The organism is Erythrobacter sp. THAF29 (genome assembly GCF_009363635.1).
Lineage (GTDB): Bacteria > Pseudomonadota > Alphaproteobacteria > Sphingomonadales > Sphingomonadaceae > Erythrobacter.
In genome coordinates, this window is record NZ_CP045392.1 from 2313191 (window position 1) to 2337726 (window position 24536).

Genomic DNA, 24536 nt, shown 5'->3' on the forward strand with positions numbered 1-24536 from the left:
GGTCCTGCTGGCGGAACCTCTAACCGATCAGGGTTCGCTTTCCCACCGTGTTGCGACAATCGATGGGCGCTTTTCGCACTCTTCCAGCCACTCGGAAATGTGATCGCACTGCGCGATGCCGACTTCACCTTGCGGGGTCAGCTGCAGGCCTCGAAACACCGGATAGAGAAACACGTCTGCCAAGGTGAAGCCGTTTGCAGTCCATGCGCCGCCTTCGGATAGTGCAGCTTCGACGAAACCGAGGGCTCGGCTGATATCTGGAAGCGCACGCTCGATGCGTTCGCGTTCGAGTGGATATCCGGCGACACGGTGCATGATCCAGGGCATCACCAGCCCGTGCTCGAACATGGGAAACAGGTAGTTATTTGCGATTGCGACCCATTTGTCAGAAAGCGCCCGAGCCGCGGGTGCAGATGGCTGAAGAGCACCGCTATTGTGGGCATTGTCAATGTAGTTTGCGATTGCGACGCTCTCGATCAGCTCAAGCCCGTCGATCTCGACCACCGGAATCCTGCCGAAGGGGTGTCGGTTCTCGGGCGAGCGAGCGGCTGTCGGGACCGTCTCGTGACTGAGTCCCGCCTCCTCGCAAACGATTTCGACGATCCGGGTGTAGGTCGAAATGACCGTCCCGAAAATGCGGACCTGCGCAGTCATGGCGCGCAGGACCGCACTGTCACACCCTCATTGGCATGAGGACGTAAAGCGCCGGGCTTTTTTCATCTTGCCGGATCAAGGTGGGTGCGCCGGGGTCCGCAAGGTGCAGCTCGACCGTCTCGCTGTCGATCTGGTCGAGGATGTCCTTCAGATAATTGGCATTGAAGCCGATCTCGAACCCATCGGACTTGTATTCCGCGGCCAGTTCCTCCGTCGCCGTGCCGTTATCGGGCGAAGTCACCGAAAGCGTGACCTTGTCGGTATCGAGCCCCATCTTCACCGCGCGGGTTTTCTCGGTTGCGATTGTCGCAACGCGGTCAACACCCTGGAAGAAGCTCTTCGGATCGACTTTGAGGAGCTTGTCGTTGCCGGTCGGAATAACTCGGCTGTAATCGGGGAAAGTTCCGTCGATCAGCTTGCTGGTGAGCACCACGCCGCCTTCTCCGCCAAGGGTAAAGCGGATCTTGCTTGCCGACAGATCGATCTGGACATTGCCATCGAGCGCTTCCTCGAGCAATTTGCGAAGCTCCGCGACTGCTTTGCGAGGTACGATCACGTCGGGCATGCCCTCTGCGCCGTCGGGGCGCGGAAGCGTGAAGCGCGCGAGACGGTGACCGTCCGTCGCCGCAGCTTTGAGCACCGGCTCATCGTCGTCGGTGACATGCAGGAAGATACCGTTCAGGTAATACCGTGTTTCCTCGGTCGAAATCGCGAAGCGCGTGCGGTCGATCATCTCGGCCAGCTGGCGTGCGGGAAGTTCGAACGAGGTCGGAAGGTCGCCTTCGACGATGACGGGGAAGTCGTCGCGCGGGAGGGTCGGAAGCTTGAACCGGCTGCGGCCCGCCTTGATCTCCATCCGGTTTTCAGCCGTCTCAAGGCTCACCTGGCTGCCTTCGGGCAGCTTGCGAGCGATATCGAACAAAAGATGCGCAGAAACCGTAATCGCGCCCGGGCTTTCGACCGAAGCAGCGCTCATATTCTCGAGCACCTGCAAATCAAGGTCGGTCGCCATGACCTTCACGCTGCCACCGTCACTCGCGTCAATCAGGACGTTGGAAAGGATGGGTATCGTATTGCGGCGCTCGACCACCGACTGGACGTGGGAGAGACAACGCAAAAGCGTCGCGCGTTCGATCGTAGCCTTCATAGCTTGCCTTTTACCCTCGAATTTGGGCGATCATGGGCCGGAATCGCCCCACCAGCGCCGGATTTCGTGAAAAAACCTTAGCGCGGTGCGCGTTACGGGCAAGCCGGTAGGTCCACTTGCGCTCAATCCTTTGGGGATAAGGGCATCTGGAGCAGTCAGGCGATTAGCTGAGCATAGCCATGCCGCCGTTGACGTGGATCGTCTGGCCGGTGACATAGCCAGCCTCGCGGCTCGCCAGATAGGCGCAGGCAGCGCCGATATCGTCGCCCTCGCCCATTCGGGCCATCGGTATCTTTGCGTTGATCGCATCCTGCTGCTTTTCATCGAGCTGCGCGGTCATCGCGGTGCGGATGAAGCCAGGTGCGACGCAATTGGCGGTGATGCCGCGGCTGGCTACTTCCTGAGCGAAACTCTTGGTCATGCCGGTGAGGCCTGCCTTGGCCGCCGTGTAATTCATCTGCCCCGGATTGCCAGTCGCGCCGACGACGCTGGTGATGTTGATGATCCTGCCGAAACGCGCCTTCATCATCGGGCGCGCGCTCGCACGCATCAATCGGAAAGCGGCTTCGAGATTGATGCGAATGACCTCATCCCATTCCTCGTCTTTCATGCGCATAGCGAGATTGTCGCGCGTGATGCCGGCATTGTTCACTAGGATGTCGATCCCGCCGAGAGTGTCGAGAGTAGCAGGGATCAGTTCCTCGACTTGCGTAGTGTCGGAGAGGTTGCAGGTGATCTCGACATGATCGCCTCCGACCTCGTCGATCAGCTGTTCCCGAAAACCGCGCAACTTGGCGCCGTTTGAACCCGAAAGCGCAACACGCGCGCCCTGCTTTGCGAGCGCGATGGCGATGGCAGAGCCAATTCCGCCGCTTGCGCCTGTGACCAGCGCATTCATCCCTGAAAGTGAAAACATGGGTGTCTCCTTCACCTCTTGGCTTTTTTCTTTGCCGCCCGGCCTATCGTGTGGAAATCTGGTTCACCGCATCGCGCATCATCACGCGCGCGGCCATGTATGCACCGATGAGTTCGGCCTGCTCGACCGTTCCGCTCACAGGCGGATCGAGTATCGCGTTGCTGAAGAATTCATCCTCCTCGAGCGTGAGCTCGCGCGGCTCTCCGGTTTCCGGGTCACCGAAGACCGAGATTTCGAACAGGGTGAACAGGCGCTCGCGCGCCGCAGGCTCAAGATCCTCGTCGATCCGGCGGATCACCTCGCCGATATCCGGGCGCGTCGCCTCGATGCCGCGGAGAGAGAGAAGGGAAAACTGGTACTGGATAATCGCCATCAGAGCATCGTCATCGGCGTACTTTGATCCCGCACAATCGGCTGCGCGATATCCCAGAGCTTCGGCCAGGGCATCGTTGCCTTCCATCGAGTTGATGTCGAAACCGGCGACATATGCGTCGATCGCACCCTGCTGATCTTCGGTGTAGCCGCTCTCCATGCAGGTGAGGACTTCGGGCGTCTGGCCAAACGCAGGCGCATTTGAGAACGCTGCGAGAAAGGCCAGCGTGGCAAGCCAACGCATCAGGCGTTCTCCTTTGCAAAACTTTCCAGGTCTTCCATGGACAATAGGCTCACGGCAGCGACCTCGCGGTCGATCCGACCGATCATCGGTCCCAGCACCTTGCCGCCCAATTCTGCGAAGCTGTCCACGCCATCCGCACGCATGGCGAGCACGCTCTCGCGCCAGCGCACACGGCCAGTGACTTGTTCGACCAGAAGCGCACGTTCCTCATCACCATCGGCGACCTTGGACGCGGTCACATTGGCGTAAATCGGCAAATCGAGTTCGCCGGGAAGCGTTTCGGCCAGCGCTTCGGCCATCCGGTCTGCCGCAGGTTGCATGAGCGAACAGTGAAATGGAGCGGAGACCGGCAGAAGCACGCCGCGCTTGATACCGTGCTCCTTTACTAGACCCACCGCACGCTCGATCGCTCCCTTGTGGCCTGAGATCACAACTTGTGTAGGATCGTTGTCATTGGCGATCTCGCAGACTTCGCCATCGGCAGCGGCGGTAGCAAGAGCACTCGCCTTTTCGATGTCGGCACCGAGAAGCGCTGCCATAGCGCCCTCTCCAACCGGGACTGCCGCCTGCATCGCCTGTCCGCGCAGCTTGAGCAGCCGAGCTGTGGTCGGGAGATCGAACGCGCCAACGGCGCACAAGGCGGTGTACTCACCAAGCGAATGGCCAGCGACACAGGCACCATTTTCCTTCAGCTTCATGCCGAAATCGGATTCGAGTACGCGCAGAGTCGCGATCGCATTCGCCATGATGGCGGGCTGCGCATTCTCGGTGAGTGTCAGTTGATCCTCGGGTCCGTCGCGCATGATTGCGAAGAGCTTTTGCGACAGAGCCTCATCGACTTCCTCGAAAACGTCCCGAGCAGCCCGGCTTGCCTCTGCCAGCTCGCTACCCATTCCGACTCTTTGGCTTCCCTGACCCGGGAAAACGAAAGCACGCATGAATTTCCTCCTGTGGGGCCGCGACTAGGCAGCGCGCGATGGGCTGGCAAGCCCGAACGGCACGACCCTGTTGGCAGACGTGTGCCCGATCTCGGCGCGCCCGAGGTAAGGAACGCCGATCCTCTCGCACCAGAATTTCGCAATATCCACCTCAGACTGGCCGAACTCGACGTAATTTTCCGGTACATCCGTCACCGCACCGAGCCGTAGGCCCGCGATGCGCGGCAAGCTTCCAGCGAGGTGAAAAAAGAGCCGGTCGATCGAATACAGGTGCTCGCTTACTTCCTCGACCATGACGACGTGCCCGGACAGGTCGGGCATCAACGGTGTATTCGAGATCATCGCGAGCGTGATCAGGTTGAAGGCGACTGCCGGGGTCTTGCCATCGAGACTCGGTTCAAGCCCGCTATTGTCACCGCCGAGCCATTGCAGAACGCGGCGCACGGCCTGTCTTCCGCCCTCCGAACGCGCGCTCACCGGCATCGAGCCATGCGCGCATTGCCCGATCCCATGGCGGTAGAGTGCCGCGAGAAGGTATCCGCAGTCGGAAAAGCCGATATATGTTTTCGAACGCGCCGCGTCGTTCATCTGTGCGACCGCAGCCTCTGCGATGCGATTGGAACCATACCCGCCCTTGGCAAACCACACCGCGTCGAAGGCTGAATCATTTGCGCAATCGAGCAACGCGGTTAGGCGGCGCAAGTCATTCCCGGCAAAATGCCCCTCACGCTCGAAACACTGATCGTGAAACGTCACGTTCGTATCGGGAAATTCTGCCGCAACCAGATCTTCAAGCGCGTGTGCGTGTTCGCGTGTGATCGGCGTTGCCGGCGCGCATATGGCGATATTCGTCATGTGCCACACCTATGTCGCTTGTCAGCCATCGCGCAAGCCAATAACCGTGTTTGCCATGGACCACGGGATCGACGGGCCGGACCTTGAAGGACGGTCATTTTTCTTTTGCGGGATAGGCGGATCGGGAATGCTGCCGCTTGCACAGATAGTGCATGGACTTGGCTACGAGGTCGCAGGCTCGGATCGCAGCCGCGACCAGGGACGCACTCCCGAGAAGTTCGATTGGCTCTCCAGGAACGGCTTCAATCTGTATCCGCAGGACGGGAGCGGCATCTCCTCCCCCGACCAGATCCTGATCGCTTCCGCAGCGGTCGAGGACACTGTTCCGGAGGTGAAGAAAGCGCGCGAGCTTGGTTGTCAGCGCATGACCCGGGCAGAATTGCTCTCGCAGCTTTTCAACGCGGCCGGATACTCGATCGCCGTTGGCGGCACATCGGGCAAATCGACCGTAACGGGAATGATCGCGTGGATTCTCTCCGACGCCGGTTACGACCCCACGGTGATGAACGGCGCTGTGATGAAGAATTTCGCAAACCCCGACAATCCGTTTGCCAGCGCGCAGGTCGGCTCCCCACAATTGTTTGTCAGCGAAGTCGATGAAAGCGACGGGTCCATTGCGCTCTATCGTCCGACGATAGGCGTGCTGCTCAATGTGAGCCTCGATCACAAGAGTATCGAGGAGCTGCGTGTCCTTTTCGGCGATTACTTGTCTGCTGCAGGCTGTGCGATTGTAAATTTCGACAACGAGGAAGCGCGCAGTCTCGCGAAGCGCGCCAAGCAATCCGTTAGCTTCGGCATCAATGCGAGCGACGCCGAGATTACAATCGAGCCCGGCACTGTCGAACAGTCCGCTTTCACGATCAGCGCTGCAGTGATCGACAACGACACGCGAAAGGTGGCGGCGCTGGAACTGCCGATGCCGGGGATGCACAATCTTTCCAATGCCCTAGCCGCCATCGCCACGGTCAAGGCAGCGGGCATCGATATCAGCAGGTCGGCCCATTCGCTGCGCTCGTTCGCAGGTCTGGCGCGGCGGTTCGATGTGGTTGGAACGAGCGAAAGCGGCGTCACTGTTATCGACGATTTCGGCCATAACCCTGAAAAATGCGCGGCAACCTTACGCACGCTCAAAGCCTCGCCCGGCCGGGTGATCGCGTTTTTCCAGCCACACGGTTACGGACCTTTGCGCCAAATGGGCGATGAACTGGCCGAAACCTTTGCGCGTGAAATGGAGGCTGGCGACATCACGATCATGTGCGACCCGGTCTATTTCGGTGGAACGGTCGATCGCAGCGATGGCAGCGAACGTATCGTCAAGCTGATCGAAGAGCACGGTGGCAGCGCCGAACATATTGCGTCGCGCGAAGACTGCGGCAAGCGCATCATCGAGATCGCGCGAGCTGGCGACCGTATCGTGGTCATGGGCGCGCGCGACGACACCCTCAGCGAGTTTGCTCGTTCGATCCTGGACAGGCTTGGATGACCCTTTATGAATGCGCGCGGCGGCACGCCATCCGCATGGCCTGGGCCCTGCTGATCGCAATCGTATTCGTCCTGGCTGTGGACTGGGCCTACGGTCACTCCACCATCGCCTTCGCCATCGCGATCTTCGGTCTCATCTGGCTCAATATGCCGATGCTTGGTTTCAATTGCCCGCGTTGCGGGCACAACGCCTTCTTCAGGGGTGTGATCGTAGTCCCGTGGCCGCGAAAGACATGCGGCAAATGCGGGCTGGAACTGGACCGCCCGGCAGAATCCTGACCCGTCATTTTCGCTGATGGAGCCGCTTTGAAGCACGGTTTAGGCAATTGATCATGACGCCCCGCGATTTCTCGATGGATACGCTGCTGCGTGCTTGCGCATCACAACATGCGCAGCGCGAGGCGACCGTGGATGGCGAGCAGCGGCTGACCTACGCCGAACTCGAACGACGCGTGGAGCGGATGGTGGGGTGGCTGCTGGCGAAGGGAATCGGTCCGGGTGACCGCGTCGCGATGCTGCTTACTGACGGGGCTCCCTATCTTACGATATTGCTCGCTTGCGGACGGATCGGCGCAATTGCAGTCCTTCTCAATTGGAGGCTCGCCCCAGGCGAAATCGCCTGGATTGCTGGCAATGCCGAGCCAGCCCTCACCTTCACCAACCCGCGCTTCGCGGACCTTCTCGCCAAGGCCGAAGCCGGTGAGGTGGTCGAAGTCGACGAGAACCATGATCGGCAAGGCGCATTCGAGGACATCGTCGGACGTGACTGCGGGGCAGTTCGAATGCCCGATCTCGCTCCCGATCGACCGCTCTACATGATGTATACAAGCGGCACGACGGGCAAACCCAAGGGGTGCCTTCAAGCCGGGAGCGCCGTTGCATCCTCAGCGCTCGGCTTTTGTGTGCGGCGTGGGTTCACGCCGGATGAGCGGTTGCTTTCGATCAACCCGCTTTTCCATGTCGTCGGCATGCAGCAAGTCGCCGCAATGCTCGCTTGCGGAGGGACAAGCATTTTCGCGGGGCGCGATGACGATAACGCTGCCGTGCTTGATCTCGTCCACCGCGAGAGGTGCACCACCACCAGCGCTTTCCCCACGATCTGTTTTCCGTGGATCGAGATGGAACCGATACGTGACGGCGTGATGCCGCTTACCAATTACACCGGCGGCGCCGGCATGGGCCGACCTCAAATGTACGAGTTCATCGAGCGGGACTGGGGAGCCCGCGTCGTCGGAGGCTATGGCCAGACCGAGGTGTGCGGCTTTGCGACCTTTATCGATTACCCCGACATGCTCGATCATCCACGCTCGATCGGTTGGCCAATGCCGCACGTCGAGATGAAGATTCTCGATCCGGAGGGCAATGCGCTCCCGCCAGGAGAGGAAGGTGAAATCTGCCTGCGCGGTCCTTCCGTAATGCTCGGCTACTGGCGCAACGATGAAGCAACCGAAGCTTCGCTAGGGCACGGGTGGCTTCGTACAGGCGATCTCGGCAAGATGGACGAGCTTGGCCTCGGCTATCTGCTGGGTCGCGAGAAAGAACTCATCAAGACCGGCGGCGAGAACGTCTATCCGGCTGAGGTGGATGCGGTATTTGCCGAGATGCCCGAGGTTGCCGATGCCGGTTGCGCCGGCGTGCCGGACAAAAAGTGGGGCGAGGCAGTAAAGGCGTTTGTTGTCCTCAGGCCCGGCGAAAGTCTTACACGCGACGAAATTACCAAGCGCTTCAAAGGCAAAATCGCCGGCTACAAGCGCCCGCGATACGTGGAATTCGTCGAGCAACTGCCACGCGATCCGATCGGCAAGCTGCTAAGACGCGAATTATCGGCGCGACCCGTCACACCCGACCAAGCGGCTTAGTCGGCGGCTTCAAGCGCTTTGCGACCATCTTCCTCGCGAGTGAAAGCGCGCTGGTAAGCTTCGCGCGCGGTCATCCGCTCTCGATAGACTTTAAGGGAATGCGGCACACGATCGTCCAGGCCCACATTCTGCGCAAGGATCAAAGCATAGGCGATGCAGATATCCGCGACCGTGAAACGGTCGGCGCAAAGATACTCCCTTCCGTCCAACCGCTGTTCGATCTTTACGAGCCGTTTCTCAAACCAGCGCGCGTAAGCTTCACCCGCGTCCGACCAACCTTTCTCTTTCTCGCAAATCGCAAAGCGCATGTAGACGGTCTGCGGGAAGGTGATCGTCGCATCGGCGTGATAGGTGAAGTCGCAATATTCGGCATAGTCGCGCTCTCCCGGAGCGATTGCGAGATCGGTGGAGCCGTCTTTCGTCGCGAGATAATGCGCGATGGCGCAGCTCTCCGTCAGCCGCGACCCCCCGTCGATCAGCAAGGGCACCGTGCCGAGTGGATTGATCTCCATGTATCCCGGCGCGAGATAACGCGGCGGGAACGGGAGGATTTTCAGGTCGACATCGACCCCAGCTTCCTCTGCCGCCCAAGTCGCGCGAAGCCCACGCGAGCGGGCGCAAGTGTAAAGGATCGGGCGCGTGCCTTCCGTTGCGGCCATCAGTGAGCGGCCTCGGCATGCTCCTCATGGCCAATCTTGAGGACATTGTGCAGGACGAATGCGATTGCCACTCCAAGCACAAGCCCAATTAGCGCAGAGATCGCAGCATAAGTGAGCCATCCAGCAATTCCGGAAAATGCACCGGTCACCCCTTTCACGGCATATTCCGCGCCGTGGGCGATATCGTAAAACAGGTCGAAGCCGATTTCGTGGGTGCCGTGGATGATGATGCCACCGCCAACCCAGAGCATGGCAATGGTCCCAACGACCGAAAGCGTCGTGAGAAGCTTGGGCACGAATCGCAAAAGGAACTCGCCGATGCTGCGCGCGGCACTGCTGTCCTGCTTGGTGAGATGCAGCCCGACGTCGTCGATCTTCACGATCAGAGCCACGGCTCCATAAACCGCAACGGTAACCGCAACGCCCACTAGCGCGAGAACGCCCGCTCGAACGATGAGGGTTTCAGCGGCCACCTCGTTCAAGGTAATCGCCATGATTTCGGCCGACAGGATCAGGTCCGTACGGATTGCGCCCGCAACGCGCTTCGCTTCGAACTCGACCGGATCGTCGATCTTGTCCTCGAGCGTCTTGCCATGCTTCTCGCCGCCCAGCTTCTCCATCACCTTTTCAGCGCCTTCGTAACAAAGGAATGCGCCGCCCAGCATCAGGATGTAGATGATGACCCCGGGGAGAAATTCCGACAGCAACAAGGCCCCGGGCAATAGGATTAGCAGCTTGTTGAACAGGCTACCCTTGGTGATTTTCCAGATAATGGGGAGTTCGCGTGCCGGCGAAAGACCGGTGACGTAACTGGGAGTGACTGCCGCATCGTCGATCACGACCCCGGCAGTCTTCGACCCTGCTTTCGAGGCTGCAACCGCAATATCGTCCACCGAAGCGGCTGCACTCCGGGCAATGATCGACACATCATCGAGCAGCGCGACTAGACCTGATGGCAACGCATATTCCCCTCATTACCTTGCTATTCCAACCGCCGCCTGCACTCCCCGTTCCCGGCTGACAAGCCTTGCATTACCCGCAGAAACCGTTATGTGCGCGCATCCGTCCCTTCCGAGGGCGGAAAGAAGAAAGCCGGAGGGGCCCCGCGATCCGCGCGGATCAGCCAGCGATCGGCAGCAATTGAAAGGAACGCGAGATGGCTCTTTACGAGCATATCTTCCTCGCGCGTCAGGACCTCTCGCAGGCCCAGGTGGACGCGCTGGCGGCTGCGGCGACCGAAATCGTCGAAAAAAACGAAGGCAAGGTCACCAAGACCGAGACATGGGGCCTCAAGTCCCTCGCCTACAAGATTGACCGTAACCGCAAGGCACACTTCGTGATGCTCAACATCGATGCCCCCGGCTCGGTGGTTGAGGAACTCGAACGCCAGACTCGCATCAATGAAGACGTCATCCGCTACATGACTATCCGCGTCGACGAGCACGAAGATGGCCCGAGCGTGATGATGCGCAAAAACGAACGCGACCGTAAGCGTCGCTCTGACCGTGAGGAGCGCGACTGATGGCCCGCCCGTTTTTCCGCCGCCGCAAGTCCTGCCCGTTTTCCGGCAAGGACGCCCCCAAGATTGATTACAAGGACGTGCGCCTGCTTCAGGGCTTCATGTCCGAGCGTGGAAAGATCGTGCCTTCGCGCATCACGGCCGTTTCCGCCAAGAAACAGCGTGAGCTCGCCAAAGCGATCAAACGTGCGCGTCACATCGGCCTTCTGCCGTACATCGTGAAGTAAGGGAGAAAGACCAATGGATATCATTCTCCTCGAACGCATCGAGAAACTCGGCACGATCGGCGATGTCGTTACTGTGAAAGACGGCTATGCACGCAACTTCCTGCTTCCGCAGAAGAAGGCGCTGCGCGCAAACGAGGCCAACAAGAAGGTCTTCGAAGCCAACCGCGAGCGACTTGAGAAGGAAAACGCCGAACGCCGTACCGAAGCCGAGAAGCTTGGCGAAAAGGTCGATGGTGCAGAAGTCGTCCTGATCCGCGCCGCTTCGAACGCCGGCCAGCTCTACGGCTCGGTCAACGTTCGTGACATGGTTGCCGGTCTGGCTGAGCAGGGTCACGAGATCGACAAGAAGCAGATCATCATGGGCGCACCGATCAAGACAATCGGCATGCATGATGTGACCGTCGCTCTTCACCCTGAGGTTCGCGTGACCGTCATGGCGAACGTTGCCCGCTCGGAAGACGAAGCCGAATTGCAGTCGCAGGGCGTCGACGTGCTCGCACAGCTGTTCGAAGAAGAGCAGCGCGAGATCGAAGAAGCTGCTGCCGACACGCGTATCGACAATTCAGGCCTCGAACCGGGAGAAATCCCAGAGGAACTGTTCGAAGAAGGCGTGAGCCCGTCGGAAGGCACGACCGAGACAGAAGCTCTCGTCGAAGCTACCGATCACAAGAACGAGGACGAAGACGAGGCATAGGCTTCTTCGTCAACGAACAAGAGGGCGCGGGATCGAGAGATCGCCGCGCCCTTTTTGTAAGAGGGACCGGACGGGACTATTACCGCAGTCCTTGAAACGAAAAACAATAACAATAAGGATGACCTTATGACCCCAATCCCGCAAATTCTCGAACAATTGCAGAAGCACTATGACGATGCGGTCGCGACGCTTCGTGACGATGTGATCGCATTTGGGCGCGACGGTACCCTGCCGCCCCAGCGCAAGCGCGAAGATGGCAGCTATGCCTATCCGCAACTGACACTGCACTATTCGGGATTTGGCGAGATCAAGGATCGTAGCCGCGCGTTTGGCCGGCTCGAAATGCCGGGTACCTACACGACGACAGTGACCCGCCCCGACCTGTTCGGCTCGTACCTGTCCGAACAGCTTGGGCTGATTGCATCCGAATACGATATCGAAGTGGAAGTCGGTCGATCGCGGCAGGAAATCCCATTTCCCTACGTGCTCGATGGAGATGCGGGCGCAGCGATGGTCGGAATCGCGCCGCAGGATATCGCGCAGCATTTTCCTTCGACGGACCTCTCGCTCATTGGCGACGAGCTTGCCGATGGGATCGAATTCCACGAAGACCAGGCGATGCCGCTCTCGCTTTTCGACGGGCTGCGTACAGATTACTCGCTCGCCCGTCTCGCGCATTACACCGGGACGCGGGTCGAGGATTTCCAGGACTTCATCCTGTTCACGAACTACCACCGCTATGTCGACGAATTCGTCAGTTGGGGTGCGCAGCAGATTTGCGATGGCGGTTACAGTGCGCTTTCGGGGGCTGGCGGGCTTTACATAGACGAATGCACTCACAATGCGCAGGAGCAACTAAACGACACTGCATGGCGCAAGCACCAGATGCCTGCCTACCACCTGATGCGCGAGGACAAGAAGGGCATTACACTGGTCAATATCGGCGTGGGACCCTCGAATGCGAAGACGATCTGCGACCACCTCGCCGTGCTTCGGCCGCACGCCTGGATGATGATTGGTCACTGCGGCGGCGTTCGGTCGAGCCAGAAGATCGGAGACTTTGTTCTCGCTCACGCCTATTTGCGCGACGACCACGTTCTCGACGAAGTGCTTCCGCCGGAGATTCCCATCCCGCCAATTGCCGAGGTGCAGCTGGCGCTCGCGGGTGCTGCGGAGGAGGTCTCGGGCGTCCAAGGCGCGAACCTCAAGCAACGGATGCGCACCGGCACGGTCGTCACGACCGATGATCGCAACTGGGAGCTGCACTATTCGAGCTCTGCCAAGCGTTTCTCGCAGAGCCGTGCGATCGCGGTTGAAATGGAGAGCGCGACGATTGCCGCGCAAGGGTACCGTTTTCGCGTTCCCTACGGCACGTTGCTATGCGTTTCGGACAAGCCGCTTCACGGCGAGATCAAGCTCCCCGGGCAGGCAAACAAATTCTACGAGGAAGCCATCGCAGCCCACCTCCAGATCGGACTGGAAGCATGCAAGCGCCTTCGCGAGGAGGGTGACAGCCTCCACAGCCGCAAACTGCGCGCCTTCAATGAGCCGCCATTCAGGTAATATACCGGGGCTTTTCGCAGCCAACCGATAACCAAGATCCGCGAGAAGCCAGGGCATGGCCTCTCCTCGTCGTTCCCCGCATACATCCGATGCAACCGCGAAACCCGCGAGGATCATCGACCGAGAGTATGCGACGTGCTGACCAGCATCAGCGGACTCCGAATTGCAGGGACGCGATTGATCCTTGCATACGGATGGTTTGTCACAGCGCTCCTGATACTCGCATCGGCGTTCTACGGGGGCTCACTGCCCCTGCTGGCGCTCGCCAGCGCTGTGCTCAGTGTTTCGCAGACAATTCTCGCTGTCCGCCGGAGGGTCAACCGGAACACCCGCTCGCTCATCGGTGCGGTGGCCGCCTTGCAGCCTGCCCTACTCTCGGTCGGGATGATCGGGACACATTGGCACACCGAAGCGCATATGCTCTTTTTCGTGGCGCTGATGGCGTTGATCATGCTCTGCGATCACCGTCCGATCCTGTCGGCTACTGCGATCATAATCCTTCACGATTGCGCGACGATCACAGGCCTGCTCAGCGTGGGAGCGGGCGAACGAGGTTCTCTGTTTCTGGCCAGCGTCCATACCGTCACCATTATCGTTATCAGCGCTATTTTGTGCTCGATAACGCTTGCGCTCGGCCATGTGATGGACAAACTCGAATCGTCGCGCCGAAAGAGCGAAGAACAAACTGTCCTTCTCAATGAACAGGCCGCCGAGCTCCAGCAAGCCCTGCACCGCGTCGAAAACGAGCGACAGGCTCGCGAACAAGCCGAGCAGGAACGCTTCGCGCAGCGCAAGGCCGATTGTTTGCGCTTTGCGAGCGAGTTCGAGAAATCTGTAGCCAATGTCATACAGTCTGTGAGCAGCACCGCGTGTGTCTTGGAACAAACCACCAAGCAGCTAGACCGGATCGCGCAGGAAAACGACGAGCGCGCCGCCGCCTACTCGGTATCTGCCGAAGCTGCCGCCAAAGCCGCCGACAGGGTGGCCCGCGGTGTTGCGGAACTGAGCGAGTCTATTTCCAAGATTGCGGTCACTGCCAGCCAACAGGAAGACCTGACCGCCCGCGCGACCGAACGGACCGCATCCGGCGGTGAAGCGATGGGCTCGTTGGCCGAGCATTCGGATACAATCGAAGAGGCGACGCGCGCTATCCTCCGCATTGCAGACCGCACCGAGCTTCTTTCGCTGAACGCTGCGATCGAGGCAGCCTCTGCCGGCCCGGCTGGGCGCGGCTTCACAGCGGTGGCGCAAGAGGTGAAGGCGCTCGCCACACAAGCCAGCGACACCGCGTCCGAAATCGACGCTTTCCTGAGCGGGGTACGCTCGGGCACTCGCAAAGCCGACCACAGTTTCAGCGCAATCAACGAGGCGATCACTGCACTCAATGCGGCGGCGAGGGCAATCCGCTGCGATGTCGATCAGCAGCGCCAATCAGCAGGCACCATACAGGACTATGCCCGGGGAGCGGCGAGCGCCGTGCAGGAGATGTCCGAACGCAGCAAGTCCCTCGCCCATTCGGCCGAGATCACCAAGAAACTGTCTTCCGAGCTCGACGATGCGGCAACAGCGCTGCTGACCAATATTCATCAGCTCGCAAGGGTGACAGAGAGATTTTCCGATCGGATGAAGGAAGCGGCCTGAGCTTGCCCCCTATCCAGCATAGGCAAAGACAACCACTGCTTCTTCCGGCGCAACAATGATCAGCACGCTTCCGCGACCCTCAGCATAATAGGCGCCCGGCTCGTTAAGGATCCGGTTCACTTTGCGCGCCACGATCGGATCAACCTCGATACCGAAAGCGCCATCCCTCCAAAGAAACTCGCCGATGTCGAATGAACCGACAGGATACTTCGAGCGGTCCCAAGGGGATCCGACAAATTCGGGGTCAAAAGGCGTCGGGTGCCACGCTGCGTAGTCGTGTCGTCCAGGTCGCCGTCCCATGGTTTCGCGAATACTCTCATCGTCGATCAAACTTGAAGAATTCGAAGTCAGCCGATCGAAATCTCGCTTGCTTAGCCGGTAAACTGCGAGACCTGTTTCAGCATCGCCCGGACCGCCAAAGCCGAAAGATTTTTCCTCGCCGTAGACTTTGTGTTCCACGGTTAGGTTTGCGGGGATGCGGGCTTGCTCATTCTGATAGCGCAGCATCTCCCACCCGATCCAAAGCGCGACGAAAAGACTGGCAAGAACCGTCAGGCAGCCACCGCAGCCCGAGATAAATCGCGATTTGCCGGTTCTCTCCGATTCGACCATCCGCCAGACATAACCATCTGAAGATTAACTGTTCATCCCTTGCCCTTCGTCTTGGTCTTGCCCGCCTTCGCGTTCTTGGCGATGTAATCGACAATCATGCCCGCGATGTCTTTCTCGGTCGCCTTTTCGATACCTTCAAGGCCGGGAGACGAATTGACCTCCATGATCACCGGCCCATGGTTCGAACGGAGCATGTCGACCCCGCAGACGTTGAGGCCCATGTGCTTCGCCGCACGCACCGCAGTCGATCGTTCTTCGGGCGTGATCTTGATCAGCTGAGCGCTGCCGCCACGATGCAGGTTCGAGCGGAAATCGTCCGCTGCCCCGGTGCGTTTCATCGCGGCGACCACCTTTCCACCCACGACAAGCGCGCGGATGTCGGTTCCGCCGGCTTCCTTGATGAACTCCTGCACGAGGATGTTGACGTTTGCGCCGCGGAATGCCTCGATCACCGACTTCGCGCTCGACATGGTTTCGGCAAGGACCACCCCGATTCCCTGCGTACCTTCCAGCAGCTTGATGACCACAGGCGGGCCGTTGACGGCCTTGATGATTTCCTCCGCCTGCTTGGGATCGTTGGCATAGGCCGTGAGCGGAAGGCCAATCCCGTACTTGGCCAGAATTTGCATGGAGCGCAGTTTATCGCGGCTCCGCCCGATCGCGACGCTCTCGTTAAGCGGCCACACGCCCTGCATTTCAAACTGCCGTAGCACCGCGAGGCCGTAATTGGTGATCGATGCACCAATGCGCGGAATGACCGCCTCATAGCCCGAAAGCGTCTCGCCATTATAGCTGATCGTAGGTCGGTGGCTGGCGATGTTAACGGTGCAACGGGTCGTGTTGAGAATATCGAGGGCGTGACCGCGTTCCTCGGCGGCTTCCACGAGCCGTTTGTGCGAATAGAGATCGGGATTGCGGGCAAGCATCGCGATTTTCATGTTAATCCCCCCCTCAATTCTATCGAATTTACAGTCGGTTGCGAACGTGAACCGTATCAGGCTTTTGTTTGCAACCACGAATGCCCGCTATCGACCACAAAGCGACGTCGCAGCGCCGTCCGGCCTATCAGGATCGGAAACTTCATTTCCGACCGGTCAGCAAGGCTGAATTCGGCTCTGAACTCCACATCGCCGATCCGCACCGGCGTCTTGATGACATAGCGCTGCTGCGTCTGGCCATTCGAGCTGGTGATCCCGCGCCTATCCACCTGTACCGCCTCGCATTCAAGCTCGAAATCGTCCCAGTCAACCGAAAACCGCACGAACGTCTTGCCCTCGCGTTCGAACGTTTCGATGACATGACCGTGAAGCGAAGATGTGCGGGCACCAGTATCGATCTTGGCCGGAACATCGCTGAGCCCGAGCGCAGGAAGACTTACGCGTTCGCGCCAACCCACGGTCGGAAGATCGTCGGCGGCGACGCTCAAGGAAGGATCGCCATACCGTCCCCCCCCTCACCCGTCGGCAGGCGGCGAAGCACGGCGCCAGTTTCGTAGTCGACTTCGGCAACGGTGTTACTGGCGGTTTCGGCGATATAGATGCGTTGTCCGTCATCAGACCACAGGATCGTGACCTGGAAACGCTCTTGTGCTTCGTCCGGGCCGGACACGGCGATGGTTCGCACGGCTTTCGCGGTATCAAGGTCGATGACAGTCAGCCCACCGTCCATCAGGTCCGAGGTAATGGCAACGTCGCCTTGAGGACGGATGGCGAGACGAAGCGGGAAGGCTCCTGTGCCTACGGTGTTCCGCACTTCCATCGTGTCGGGATCAAGCTCGAACGCTTGATTGGAACCGCGCGCGGAAACCCATAGGGCCGAACCATCGGGCGCAAGCCAGATGCCTTCAGGCTCCTCGCCGACCGTGACTGAAAACGGCGAGGCTTCGCCTGCCAGGTCAATGCGGGTAACCGTCTTGGATCCCAGATCGGTCGTCCATGCAGCGCTTTCGTCCCTAGCGACAGCGACCATATGACTTCCGCGCCTGTTGGTCTTGAACTCTGTGAGACGCCGCTCGCCGACAAGTGGTTCTTCTATGCTGAAGATCGACTCGCGCCCCTCGGCGGTTACATAGATTGTCCCTCCCGCATGCCAGACGATGCCGTGCGGACGCGCATTCTCGCCCAGGTCGATGCTGGCAAAGCGTTCAAGGTCGTCCGTCGCGAAGATGTCCACCGTCGTGCCGCCATAGCAGGCCAGCGCGACATGCTCGCCACCGGGCGAGGTCGCCAACTCATGGGGATTGGTGCAACTGTCGAGGCGAAGCACTTCCTCCCCTGTTGCGAGGTCGATCTTCGACAGCGTGTTGCCGCGCTTGTTTGCGACGAACAGCGTGCCGGTCACCTCATTCGAGGCGACCGGCCCCGCTGCTTCCGGCTCCTGCGCGGCCGCACAAGCCGCCAGGATCGGTGTCAGGATGAGAAATCGTTCGCAAAGCCTCACCATCCAGCTTCCTGACCTTCGTTCTGCTCTTCGAGCCAAGCCATCAGCGGGGCAAAATATTCGACCATCGCTTTGCCGCTCATCTGGCGTTCGCCAGTAAAGGCTTCGAGAGCGTCGGGCCAAGGTTTGGACGCGCCCATTTCAAGCATTGCGTTAAGGTTCTTGCCGACTTCCTCATTCCCGTAGAACGAGCAGCGGTGCAGCGGCCCTTCCCATCCGGCCTGGTCGCAGGCCGCCTTGTAGAACTGGAACTGCAACAGCCTAGCGAGGAAGTAGCGCGTGTAGCTGACATTGCCCGGAATGTGATACTTCGCGCCCGCATCGAAATGCTCTTCGGTGCGTTCGACCGGCGGGACGATGCCCTGATATTCGGTCCGAAGATTCGTCCAGCCAGCGTTGAGATTTTCCGGTGCGATGCTGCCGTCGAAAAGCCCCCAACGATAACGGTCGACGAGCAGGCCGAACGGGAGGAAGGCGACCTTGTCCATCGCCTGACGCAGCAGCAGACCGATATCCTTTTCCGCACTCGGCACCTGATCTGGCTCAAGCATGTCGATCTGGACGAGATATTCCGGGGTGATCGACAGTGCGATCATGTCCCCGATCGCCTCGTGAAAACCGTCGTTCGCGCCGTCGAGGTGCAGGTAATCCTGCATGTTATAGGCGCGCTGATAATAGTTGTGACCGAGTTCGTGGTGAATCGTGATGAAGTCGTCCGCGTTTTGCTTGATGCACATCTTGATGCGCAGGTCGTCGACATTATCGAGGTTCCACGCCGAAGCATGGCAAACCACTTCGCGGTCGCGCGGCTTGGTGAACTGGCTACGCTCCCAGAAGGTTTCAGGCAGCGGCTCGAAGCCCAAGGACGAGAAGAAGTCCTCGCCTACCTTCGTCATCCCGACCGCGTCGAGTTCTTTCTTCTGGATCAGGTCGGTGAGATCGTAGCCAATATCCCCAGCGCCTTCCGGCGCGACGAGAGGATAGATATTGCCCCATTCCTGTGCCCACATGTTGCCAAGCAGGTCGGCGCGGATCGGCCCCGTCGCGGGCTGAACCTCGTCGCCATACTTCTCGTTCAACTTCCGACGGACATAGGTGTGCAACGCGACGTAGAGCGGTTTCACCTCCTGCCACATACGCTCGGTTTCCGCCGCGAATTGCTCGGGCGTCATGTCGTAGCCCGAACGCCACATGGTCCCGACATTGTCGAAACCGAGCTCCGTCGCACCTTCGTTAGCGATGGCCAGCATCTTGATGTAATCCTCGCGCATCGGCGCGCCGACATTGTTGTGCCAGCTGGTCCACATCTCGGCGAGTTCCTCGGGCGAACGCTCGAGATTGCCCATTTCGGCCTCGATGTCGGAGCCATTGATTGGCTCGCCATTAAGCGTTCCTTTGCCCTGACCGTATTGTGCGCTCAGTTTGGTAGCGATGTTGGAGAGCTCTTCGGCTGCCCCGTCGCGCGATGGAGCGGGCATGGAGATGCCGTTACGCAACTTGTCGAGCTTGCGCGACACTTCCGCATCAAGCCCCTCGATGCCGGCATACTTCGCCGCTTCGTTGGCATAGCGCACGCTCATCAGCGTCGACTTTGCGCCATACTCGGCTGCGAGCTTGTTGCTATCGTAATTGATGTAGGTCGCCTGCAACCAATATATGTGCGCCGCGCTGTTCGAGAATTCGAGCATTTCGGCTTCGGCCTTGGCAACGAAATCGGCGGCCCCTTGCGGGGTCAGCGGAAATTCGGTGTCGGCGGATTCATCGGCTATCGGCTCCGCGTGATCATCGGCAACTGCCTGTGCGGATGCGAGCGAGACGGCCAGCGCCGCGAAGGAAGTCTTGAGCGCGGTGGTTGCAAATTTCATGGGATGTTGATCCTCTTGGAGTGTTCCGTGTCTTGGCTGGGTAGCTGATTGAACCTGTGGCGGGCCATAATCAAGCGTCGCCAGTCGATTTCCATTCGACGATCAGCGCGGCAACGAGCGCCGAAAATGCGGCAATGAAGCTGGCATTCTTGAAAGGACGTAATGTCGATGCGAACCACGCGAGCCCGTCATCGCCTTGAAGGCGCATCAGCTGAATGAGCTGCGCGATGGTCTCTCCGTAGTCGGTAAATAGAAACACCAGTCCCGAAACGAGTGCGACCCATCCCAGTGCTTTCAATCCGTGGGATGCCCGCGCCCGGTAGTACAAGCCTCCCAGAACACAACCGACCCCGTAAATCCCGATGAATATCAGGTCGATAATCATCGCGAGGGCAGAAGCATCGATCAGGCCCTCGCTGTCCCAGGAACCTTGGATCGCGTTTACCGTCGCCGCATCGGGTGCCTTCTGGTGGTCGACGATTCCGCCGGGGACAGACTCAATGATCAGAGGCAGGTGGAAGTAAATCGCGACAGCGAAGGCGGCGATCCCGCCGCACCACCACCACAGAAAGGTGCGCTTGGACGGCCTCACGGCAGACTAAGGAAATTGACGATTGCGATGCCCATTTCGGGTTTGGTTGCGCTATCGAGATGGGAGCCGGGAACCTCCTCGAAACGCGCATTGGGAAGCAGTTTGGCGAGTTCCTCGGCAGAGCCGTTATCATCGTCCTTGTCGCCGCACAGAACCAGCGTGGGAATCTGGATATTGGCCAACTTGGCGAGATCGAAATTGCCCATCGCATCGAGCAGAAGGCGCGCCGCCGTTCGGTCGACGCCTTGCGACTTCAAGAACTGTCGTGAGATGTATTCCGCATCGCCGCGCTTGATCTCGTCAAAACGGTCGATCACGCCCTTGAAGAAGTTGGCGCGGCGCTCCCACTCGGCAAGCCCTGAAACACCCATGCCGCAGGGGATAAGCCTGCGGGGAAATAGTACCCCGTTCGCACACGCGTGCAGCGCCGTGCGAGCACCCATCGAAAAGCCGACCAGGTCATATTCTTCAGGCGCAAACCCGAAATACTCGACCAACTCCGCGACGTCGCGGACGAGCACGCCCGGGGGATAGGCCTCGGGCGATAGCGGTGCCTCGCTCTCCCCATGCACGCGAAAATCGAGCATGATCGCTTCGAAACCGGCCTCGGCGAGCCGGGTGGCATGGCCCCATTTGATCCAGTTCATCCAGGCGCTTGAGAAAAGCCCGTGAAGCAGGATTACCGGCTTGCCCTCGCCCTCGCGATGAACCGCCAGCCGTGTACCGTCGAAGCTCTCGAAATGCGTGGTCGTCAGTTCGCCCATCCTAGCAACTCCATCCATTCTTCCTGCGTTTCGGGCTGGTATTCCCAGTGCGGCACGTCTGCGGGCAACACGACCCAGCTCTGTTTGCTCGCTGTCCAGATATGCGCGACCGGTTGCAACTGCCCGGCATCATCGAGAGATCCGCCTTTTACGGTGACCAGTCCCGGACGATTTTCGCCTGCGTGGTAAAGCCGGGTGCCGCAGGTCGGGCAAAAGAAACACCTGGTGTGCGAACCACTATCGGTCGGGCGACGCCACGAAGCTGTCATCCCCGTGACGTTGAGACTTGCCTCAAAGACAGGGACCGAAAGGCCAAAGGCACTGGCCGACTGTTTCTGGCATTCACGGCAATGGCAGGCGTAGGCTGTAAGGCGCTCTGCCTCCACGCTGTAGCGAACCGCGCCGCACTGGCAGCCGCCTTCGTATGGAGATCCGCCTCCCATCAGTGTGAATCGGGTCGCGGCTTGGGTTTCGGGCGTCGTGCCGCGGCCTGCACCGCCTTCTCGATCGCCTCGTCGCGGTCGATAGTCTGGTCCAGCTGGAGATCTAGCAGGAACGATGAGGCAGCCGGCAACTCGACTTGTTCTGTCCGCAGAATTTCAAGGGTATCTGACGAAACCAGGGCAAATCGGGCGGAATCCGGGCTGTCCCAATAGACCAGCGCGACCTGACCTTTTTCCGGCCCTTCTCCAACGGAGTCAACGAATGGGACGCCCTCTGCGATCTGGCGCTGGGCCAACGTCTCGAGGTTGCCGACAACGAGATCGGAGACGCCTTTTTTGTACATATCCCGTGTCGCAAGTCGGGCGACATAGGCAAATGCGGGCGGATCCACGCTCTCGTTCTCGTCTGCCGTATCAGGTTCTTCGGGTCGATTGCTCTTTACGGTCTGGAACCAGATGACCTTGCGCTCGTCGCCCGAAATCTTGCGCTGATTGCCGGTCTTCGAATGCACGAGTGTGACATCGGATACCTGATCGTAATTGAGGTCATCGAGATCCTGGTTCTTGGAGAATTCGTATACGAGAACATTGCCACTGAGAGTCCTGATCTCTTTTCCCGCGAAGTCCTCATCCAGCTTTTCGCGGAGCGAACCGAAATCCTTTTCTTCGATCAATGCCTGCCGGGCGAAATTGCCAGCGATCGACTGTCCGATCCACCAAAGCAGCGCGAGCGGAGTGATCAGGAACAGCACCAGCGTCACCCTTTGAAGGATGGCAAAGAACCGTTCGGAAGCGGTCATTTTTTGCTTAACCCTTTTTGCTCCATTCGCCATTTCGCCATGTCGACACGGTCCTGCCCGAAAAATGGCTCACCCTCGAAAACGAGCGTCGGAACGCCCCAGTGGCCGGCTGCTTCGAGTGCATTCTGGTTGGCAGCGATCTCGGCGTCGAGCGCTTCTGCGTCTGCCTCTACCTCGGCTTCCATTTCGTCGAAATCGAGACCTGCGCGCTCTGCCGCGCCGTTGAGATGGTCGCCCTCGTTCCAGCCATCGACCTCGCCAGACCAAATGATCCTGGAGGCCTCATCGGCAAACTCGAGCCCCTTGCCGCGGCGCGTTGCTGCCTGCCCCAGCCTGCCTATGCGGTAGATGTGCGGTTGCTCTTCGGCGATTTCTCGCGTCGCGAAATCCTGCACTACCGGATCGGGACGTGGCCATCGCAAGGGGATGCCCTGCATCTGGGCAGATCTCATGCAGTCGAGCAGGATGTAGCGCGGCGCTGCAGGATTTCCGGTGAACAGGATATCAGGATCACGGATAGCGATCGGCCAGACCGTGCGCAGAGTGATGTCAAGATCGTACTCATTCACCATCGCGCGATAGCGACCAACAGCGAGGTAGGAATACGGAGAGCGGAAACTGAAAAACAGGTCGGCTTGAAGCGTCATGCGCCGACCCTAACGGCTCTCACCGGAAAAAACACTGCGTTCCGGAATAGAGCATCGAGAGCCGATCATTCTCAAAGAACCCGCCGATCTTGTCGCCGAGCGAGAATTCTTCGCCAAGTGTGCTGCCATCGATCATGGCAAAGCCCTCTTCAGCCTCGATCTCGGCGCGAGGCGCCCCAATGGCGATATCCCCGGCCAGCTCGATATTCGCAGCTTCGTCGCCCCAGAACCACCCTACGAGCGAACCATTCTTGAAGTTAACGGTCAGACCGCCGGGGAAGGTAGAATAGTCGATGGGACCTGCTCCGCACTCCTCGTTCGTGCCGCTGTCGCTGGCTTTGCCGAGCGCGCGTGCAACTGCCGCTTCGACCTCGTTTTGCCCGGCGGCGAAATAGAACGCCTCCGAACCGGCGGTGAGACCATCGGCAGTTAACAGAACCTCGTTGGCTTCGACCTGAGGCGTGCTCGCCCGCGGCTCCTCCGTTCCCGGGGCCGGCACGCCGCCGCTGTCGCAAGCAGCAAGAGCGAGAACGGCCATCATCGAAACCAGAGCGCGCATAATTCTTATCCCTTCTTCAGGTGCCGCCGTCCCAGAAGCTCGGCAATCTGCACCGCGTTCAATGCCGCCCCCTTGCGCAGGTTGTCCGAGACGCACCATAGCGTAATGCCGTTCTCGACCGTTGGATCGTCGCGCACGCGGCTGATGAAAGTCGCGCTGTCACCTGCGCATTCCACCGGCGTGACGTAGCCGCCGTCCTCACGCTTATCGACGAGCATGATGCCCGGGGCTTCGCGCAGGATTTCCTGAGCCTGACTTGCACTGATCTCATTCTCAAACTCGATATTGACCGCCTCTGAATGTCCGACGAACACCGGGACACGAACGCATGTCGCGGAAAGTTTGATCTTGGGGTCGAGGATCTTCTTGGTCTCGACCACCATCTTCCACTCCTCCTTGGTCGAACCATCGTCGAGGAAAACATCGATATGCGGGATCACGTTAAAAGCGATCTGCTTGGTAAACTTCGTAGGCTCTACCGGGTCGCCAACGAAGATAGCGCGCGACTGTTCGAACAACTCGTCCATTCCCGCCTTCCCCGCGCCGGAGACCGACTGGTAGGTCGAAACGACCACGCGTTTGATTGTCGCCGCATCGTGCAGCGGCTTCAGTGCAACAACTAGCTGCGCAGTCGAGCAGTTCGGGTTGGCAATGATATTGCGCTTCGAGAAATCGTCTATCGCATCCGGATTCACTTCAGGCACGATCAACGGAACGTCCGGCTCCATGCGATAGAGCGAAGAATTGTCGATCACCACACAGCCGGCTGCGGCAGCTTTGGGCGCATATTCCTTGGCCGGTCCCGACCCTGCCGCAAACAGCGCGATATCCCAACCGTTCCAGTCGAAGTGCTCGATGTTCTTGCATTTGAGCATCTTGCCGGTGTCGCCGTACTCGACTTCGGTACCCTGCGAACGGCCAGACGCGACCGCCGCGACCTCGTCGACAGGAAACTCGCGCTCGGCGAGAATTTGCATCATTTCGCGACCGACATTTCCGGTCGCTCCGACGATGGCCACACGGTAACCCAATTCACATTCTCCAA

The 24536-nt window shown here is 59.5% G+C and carries 28 protein-coding genes; 8 read left to right on the forward strand and 20 right to left on the reverse strand.

Features of this window, described 5'->3' with window-relative positions; all coding sequences use genetic code 11:
* Nucleotides 1-27 precede the first annotated feature (27 nt).
* The 6 genes from FIU90_RS11145 to FIU90_RS11170 all read right to left on the reverse strand — a co-directional run bounded on the left by FIU90_RS11145 (nucleotide 28) and on the right by FIU90_RS11170 (nucleotide 5126).
* Nucleotides 28-654 (reverse strand): glutathione S-transferase family protein, encoded by a 627-nt coding sequence (locus tag FIU90_RS11145; protein WP_152434823.1) that lies wholly within the window; start codon nucleotides 652-654, stop codon nucleotides 28-30.
* A gap of 19 nt (nucleotides 655-673) precedes the next feature.
* Nucleotides 674-1801, reverse strand: coding sequence for a DNA polymerase III subunit beta (gene dnaN / locus FIU90_RS11150; RefSeq protein ID WP_152434824.1), 1128 nt, complete (start codon nucleotides 1799-1801; stop codon nucleotides 674-676).
* A 163-nt stretch (nucleotides 1802-1964) separates the two neighbouring features.
* A complete protein-coding gene (gene fabG, locus FIU90_RS11155; RefSeq protein ID WP_152434825.1) occupies nucleotides 1965-2717 on the reverse strand; it encodes a 3-oxoacyl-[acyl-carrier-protein] reductase in 753 nt (250 codons plus the stop codon).
* A gap of 43 nt (nucleotides 2718-2760) precedes the next feature.
* On the reverse strand, nucleotides 2761-3333 hold the full coding sequence (locus FIU90_RS11160) for a hypothetical protein (protein ID WP_152434826.1): 573 nt from the start codon (nucleotides 3331-3333) through the stop codon (nucleotides 2761-2763).
* Nucleotides 3333-4271: an ACP S-malonyltransferase gene (gene fabD, locus FIU90_RS11165; protein ID WP_152434827.1), complete on the reverse strand. Its 939-nt coding sequence runs from the start codon at nucleotides 4269-4271 to the stop codon at nucleotides 3333-3335. Before fabD ends, FIU90_RS11160 begins: the two co-directional genes overlap by 1 nt.
* A gap of 24 nt (nucleotides 4272-4295) precedes the next feature.
* Nucleotides 4296-5126, reverse strand: a complete 831-nt coding sequence (locus FIU90_RS11170) for an LD-carboxypeptidase (protein ID WP_152434828.1) — start codon at nucleotides 5124-5126, stop codon at nucleotides 4296-4298.
* Nucleotides 5127-5181: 55 nt separating this feature from the next.
* On the opposite strand from FIU90_RS11170, the gene murC reads away from it, so the two are divergent.
* From murC to FIU90_RS11185, 3 genes are read left to right on the forward strand one after another with little or no spacing between them, the layout of a single operon-like run.
* Entirely contained in the window at nucleotides 5182-6609 is a 1428-nt protein-coding gene (murC, locus tag FIU90_RS11175) for a UDP-N-acetylmuramate--L-alanine ligase (RefSeq protein WP_152435814.1), read from the forward strand.
* Nucleotides 6606-6887, forward strand: coding sequence for a hypothetical protein (locus FIU90_RS11180; RefSeq protein ID WP_152434829.1), 282 nt, complete (start codon nucleotides 6606-6608; stop codon nucleotides 6885-6887). The genes murC and FIU90_RS11180 overlap by 4 nt, the downstream gene beginning before the upstream one ends.
* 53 nt (nucleotides 6888-6940) lie before the next feature.
* Entirely contained in the window at nucleotides 6941-8467 is a 1527-nt protein-coding gene (locus FIU90_RS11185) for a class I adenylate-forming enzyme family protein (RefSeq protein ID WP_152434830.1), read from the forward strand.
* Here FIU90_RS11185 and FIU90_RS11190 read toward each other — a convergent pair.
* Both FIU90_RS11190 and FIU90_RS11195 read right to left on the reverse strand, forming a co-directional pair.
* Nucleotides 8464-9126, reverse strand: coding sequence for a glutathione S-transferase family protein (locus FIU90_RS11190; RefSeq protein WP_152434831.1), 663 nt, complete (start codon nucleotides 9124-9126; stop codon nucleotides 8464-8466). The genes FIU90_RS11185 and FIU90_RS11190 overlap by 4 nt on opposite strands.
* Complete coding sequence (locus FIU90_RS11195; protein ID WP_152434832.1) at nucleotides 9126-10085, reverse strand: DUF808 domain-containing protein; 960 nt, start codon at nucleotides 10083-10085, stop codon at nucleotides 9126-9128. Before FIU90_RS11195 ends, FIU90_RS11190 begins: the two co-directional genes overlap by 1 nt.
* Before the next feature lie 197 nt (nucleotides 10086-10282).
* On the opposite strand from FIU90_RS11195, the gene rpsF reads away from it, so the two are divergent.
* The 5 genes from rpsF (at nucleotide 10283) to FIU90_RS11220 (ending at nucleotide 14770) form a co-directional block, all read left to right on the forward strand.
* Nucleotides 10283-10648: a 30S ribosomal protein S6 gene (rpsF, locus tag FIU90_RS11200; RefSeq protein WP_152434833.1), complete on the forward strand. Its 366-nt coding sequence runs from the start codon at nucleotides 10283-10285 to the stop codon at nucleotides 10646-10648.
* Nucleotides 10648-10872 (forward strand): 30S ribosomal protein S18, encoded by a 225-nt coding sequence (rpsR, locus tag FIU90_RS11205; protein ID WP_007164455.1) that lies wholly within the window; start codon nucleotides 10648-10650, stop codon nucleotides 10870-10872. Before rpsF ends, rpsR begins: the two co-directional genes overlap by 1 nt.
* A gap of 13 nt (nucleotides 10873-10885) precedes the next feature.
* Nucleotides 10886-11566, forward strand: a complete 681-nt coding sequence (rplI, locus tag FIU90_RS11210) for a 50S ribosomal protein L9 (RefSeq protein ID WP_152434834.1) — start codon at nucleotides 10886-10888, stop codon at nucleotides 11564-11566.
* Between the two features lie 78 nt (nucleotides 11567-11644).
* Nucleotides 11645-13129 (forward strand): AMP nucleosidase, encoded by a 1485-nt coding sequence (locus FIU90_RS11215; protein WP_255478596.1) that lies wholly within the window; start codon nucleotides 11645-11647, stop codon nucleotides 13127-13129.
* Nucleotides 13130-13306: 177 nt separating this feature from the next.
* Nucleotides 13307-14770: a methyl-accepting chemotaxis protein gene (locus FIU90_RS11220; RefSeq protein WP_152434836.1), complete on the forward strand. Its 1464-nt coding sequence runs from the start codon at nucleotides 13307-13309 to the stop codon at nucleotides 14768-14770.
* A gap of 9 nt (nucleotides 14771-14779) precedes the next feature.
* Here FIU90_RS11220 and FIU90_RS11225 read toward each other — a convergent pair whose 3' ends face one another.
* The 12 genes from FIU90_RS11225 to FIU90_RS11280 all read right to left on the reverse strand — a co-directional run bounded on the left by FIU90_RS11225 (nucleotide 14780) and on the right by FIU90_RS11280 (nucleotide 24522).
* Nucleotides 14780-15382 (reverse strand): hypothetical protein, encoded by a 603-nt coding sequence (locus FIU90_RS11225; protein ID WP_152434837.1) that lies wholly within the window; start codon nucleotides 15380-15382, stop codon nucleotides 14780-14782.
* A 32-nt stretch (nucleotides 15383-15414) separates the two neighbouring features.
* Nucleotides 15415-16320, reverse strand: a complete 906-nt coding sequence (rimK, locus tag FIU90_RS11230; RefSeq protein WP_152434838.1) for a 30S ribosomal protein S6--L-glutamate ligase — start codon at nucleotides 16318-16320, stop codon at nucleotides 15415-15417.
* A gap of 56 nt (nucleotides 16321-16376) precedes the next feature.
* Nucleotides 16377-16808 (reverse strand): RimK/LysX family protein, encoded by a 432-nt coding sequence (locus FIU90_RS11235; RefSeq protein ID WP_152434839.1) that lies wholly within the window; start codon nucleotides 16806-16808, stop codon nucleotides 16377-16379.
* Nucleotides 16805-17824 carry a YncE family protein gene (locus FIU90_RS11240; RefSeq protein ID WP_152434840.1) on the reverse strand — a complete coding sequence of 340 codons (1020 nt, stop codon included), beginning with the start codon at nucleotides 17822-17824 and terminating at the stop codon, nucleotides 16805-16807. The genes FIU90_RS11235 and FIU90_RS11240 overlap by 4 nt, the downstream gene beginning before the upstream one ends.
* Nucleotides 17818-19686 (reverse strand): M2 family metallopeptidase, encoded by a 1869-nt coding sequence (locus FIU90_RS11245; RefSeq protein ID WP_152434841.1) that lies wholly within the window; start codon nucleotides 19684-19686, stop codon nucleotides 17818-17820. The genes FIU90_RS11240 and FIU90_RS11245 overlap by 7 nt, the downstream gene beginning before the upstream one ends.
* Nucleotides 19687-19756: 70 nt before the next feature.
* Nucleotides 19757-20278, reverse strand: a complete 522-nt coding sequence (locus tag FIU90_RS11250) for a hypothetical protein (protein ID WP_152434842.1) — start codon at nucleotides 20276-20278, stop codon at nucleotides 19757-19759.
* Nucleotides 20275-21042 carry an alpha/beta fold hydrolase gene (locus tag FIU90_RS11255; RefSeq protein WP_152434843.1) on the reverse strand — a complete coding sequence of 256 codons (768 nt, stop codon included), beginning with the start codon at nucleotides 21040-21042 and terminating at the stop codon, nucleotides 20275-20277. Before FIU90_RS11255 ends, FIU90_RS11250 begins: the two co-directional genes overlap by 4 nt.
* The gene (locus tag FIU90_RS11260) at nucleotides 21030-21485 is read right to left on the reverse strand and encodes a GFA family protein (protein ID WP_152434844.1); all 456 of its coding nucleotides are present in this window, start codon (nucleotides 21483-21485) and stop codon (nucleotides 21030-21032) included. Before FIU90_RS11260 ends, FIU90_RS11255 begins: the two co-directional genes overlap by 13 nt.
* On the reverse strand, nucleotides 21485-22285 hold the full coding sequence (locus tag FIU90_RS11265; protein WP_152434845.1) for a hypothetical protein: 801 nt from the start codon (nucleotides 22283-22285) through the stop codon (nucleotides 21485-21487). Before FIU90_RS11265 ends, FIU90_RS11260 begins: the two co-directional genes overlap by 1 nt.
* A complete protein-coding gene (locus FIU90_RS11270) occupies nucleotides 22282-22932 on the reverse strand; it encodes a 2-hydroxychromene-2-carboxylate isomerase (RefSeq protein ID WP_152434846.1) in 651 nt (216 codons plus the stop codon). The genes FIU90_RS11265 and FIU90_RS11270 overlap by 4 nt, the downstream gene beginning before the upstream one ends.
* Before the next feature lie 19 nt (nucleotides 22933-22951).
* Entirely contained in the window at nucleotides 22952-23491 is a 540-nt protein-coding gene (locus tag FIU90_RS11275) for an aspartate-semialdehyde dehydrogenase (protein ID WP_152434847.1), read from the reverse strand.
* Between the two features lie 5 nt (nucleotides 23492-23496).
* Nucleotides 23497-24522, reverse strand: coding sequence for an aspartate-semialdehyde dehydrogenase (locus FIU90_RS11280; RefSeq protein WP_152434848.1), 1026 nt, complete (start codon nucleotides 24520-24522; stop codon nucleotides 23497-23499).
* Nucleotides 24523-24536 lie beyond the last annotated feature (14 nt).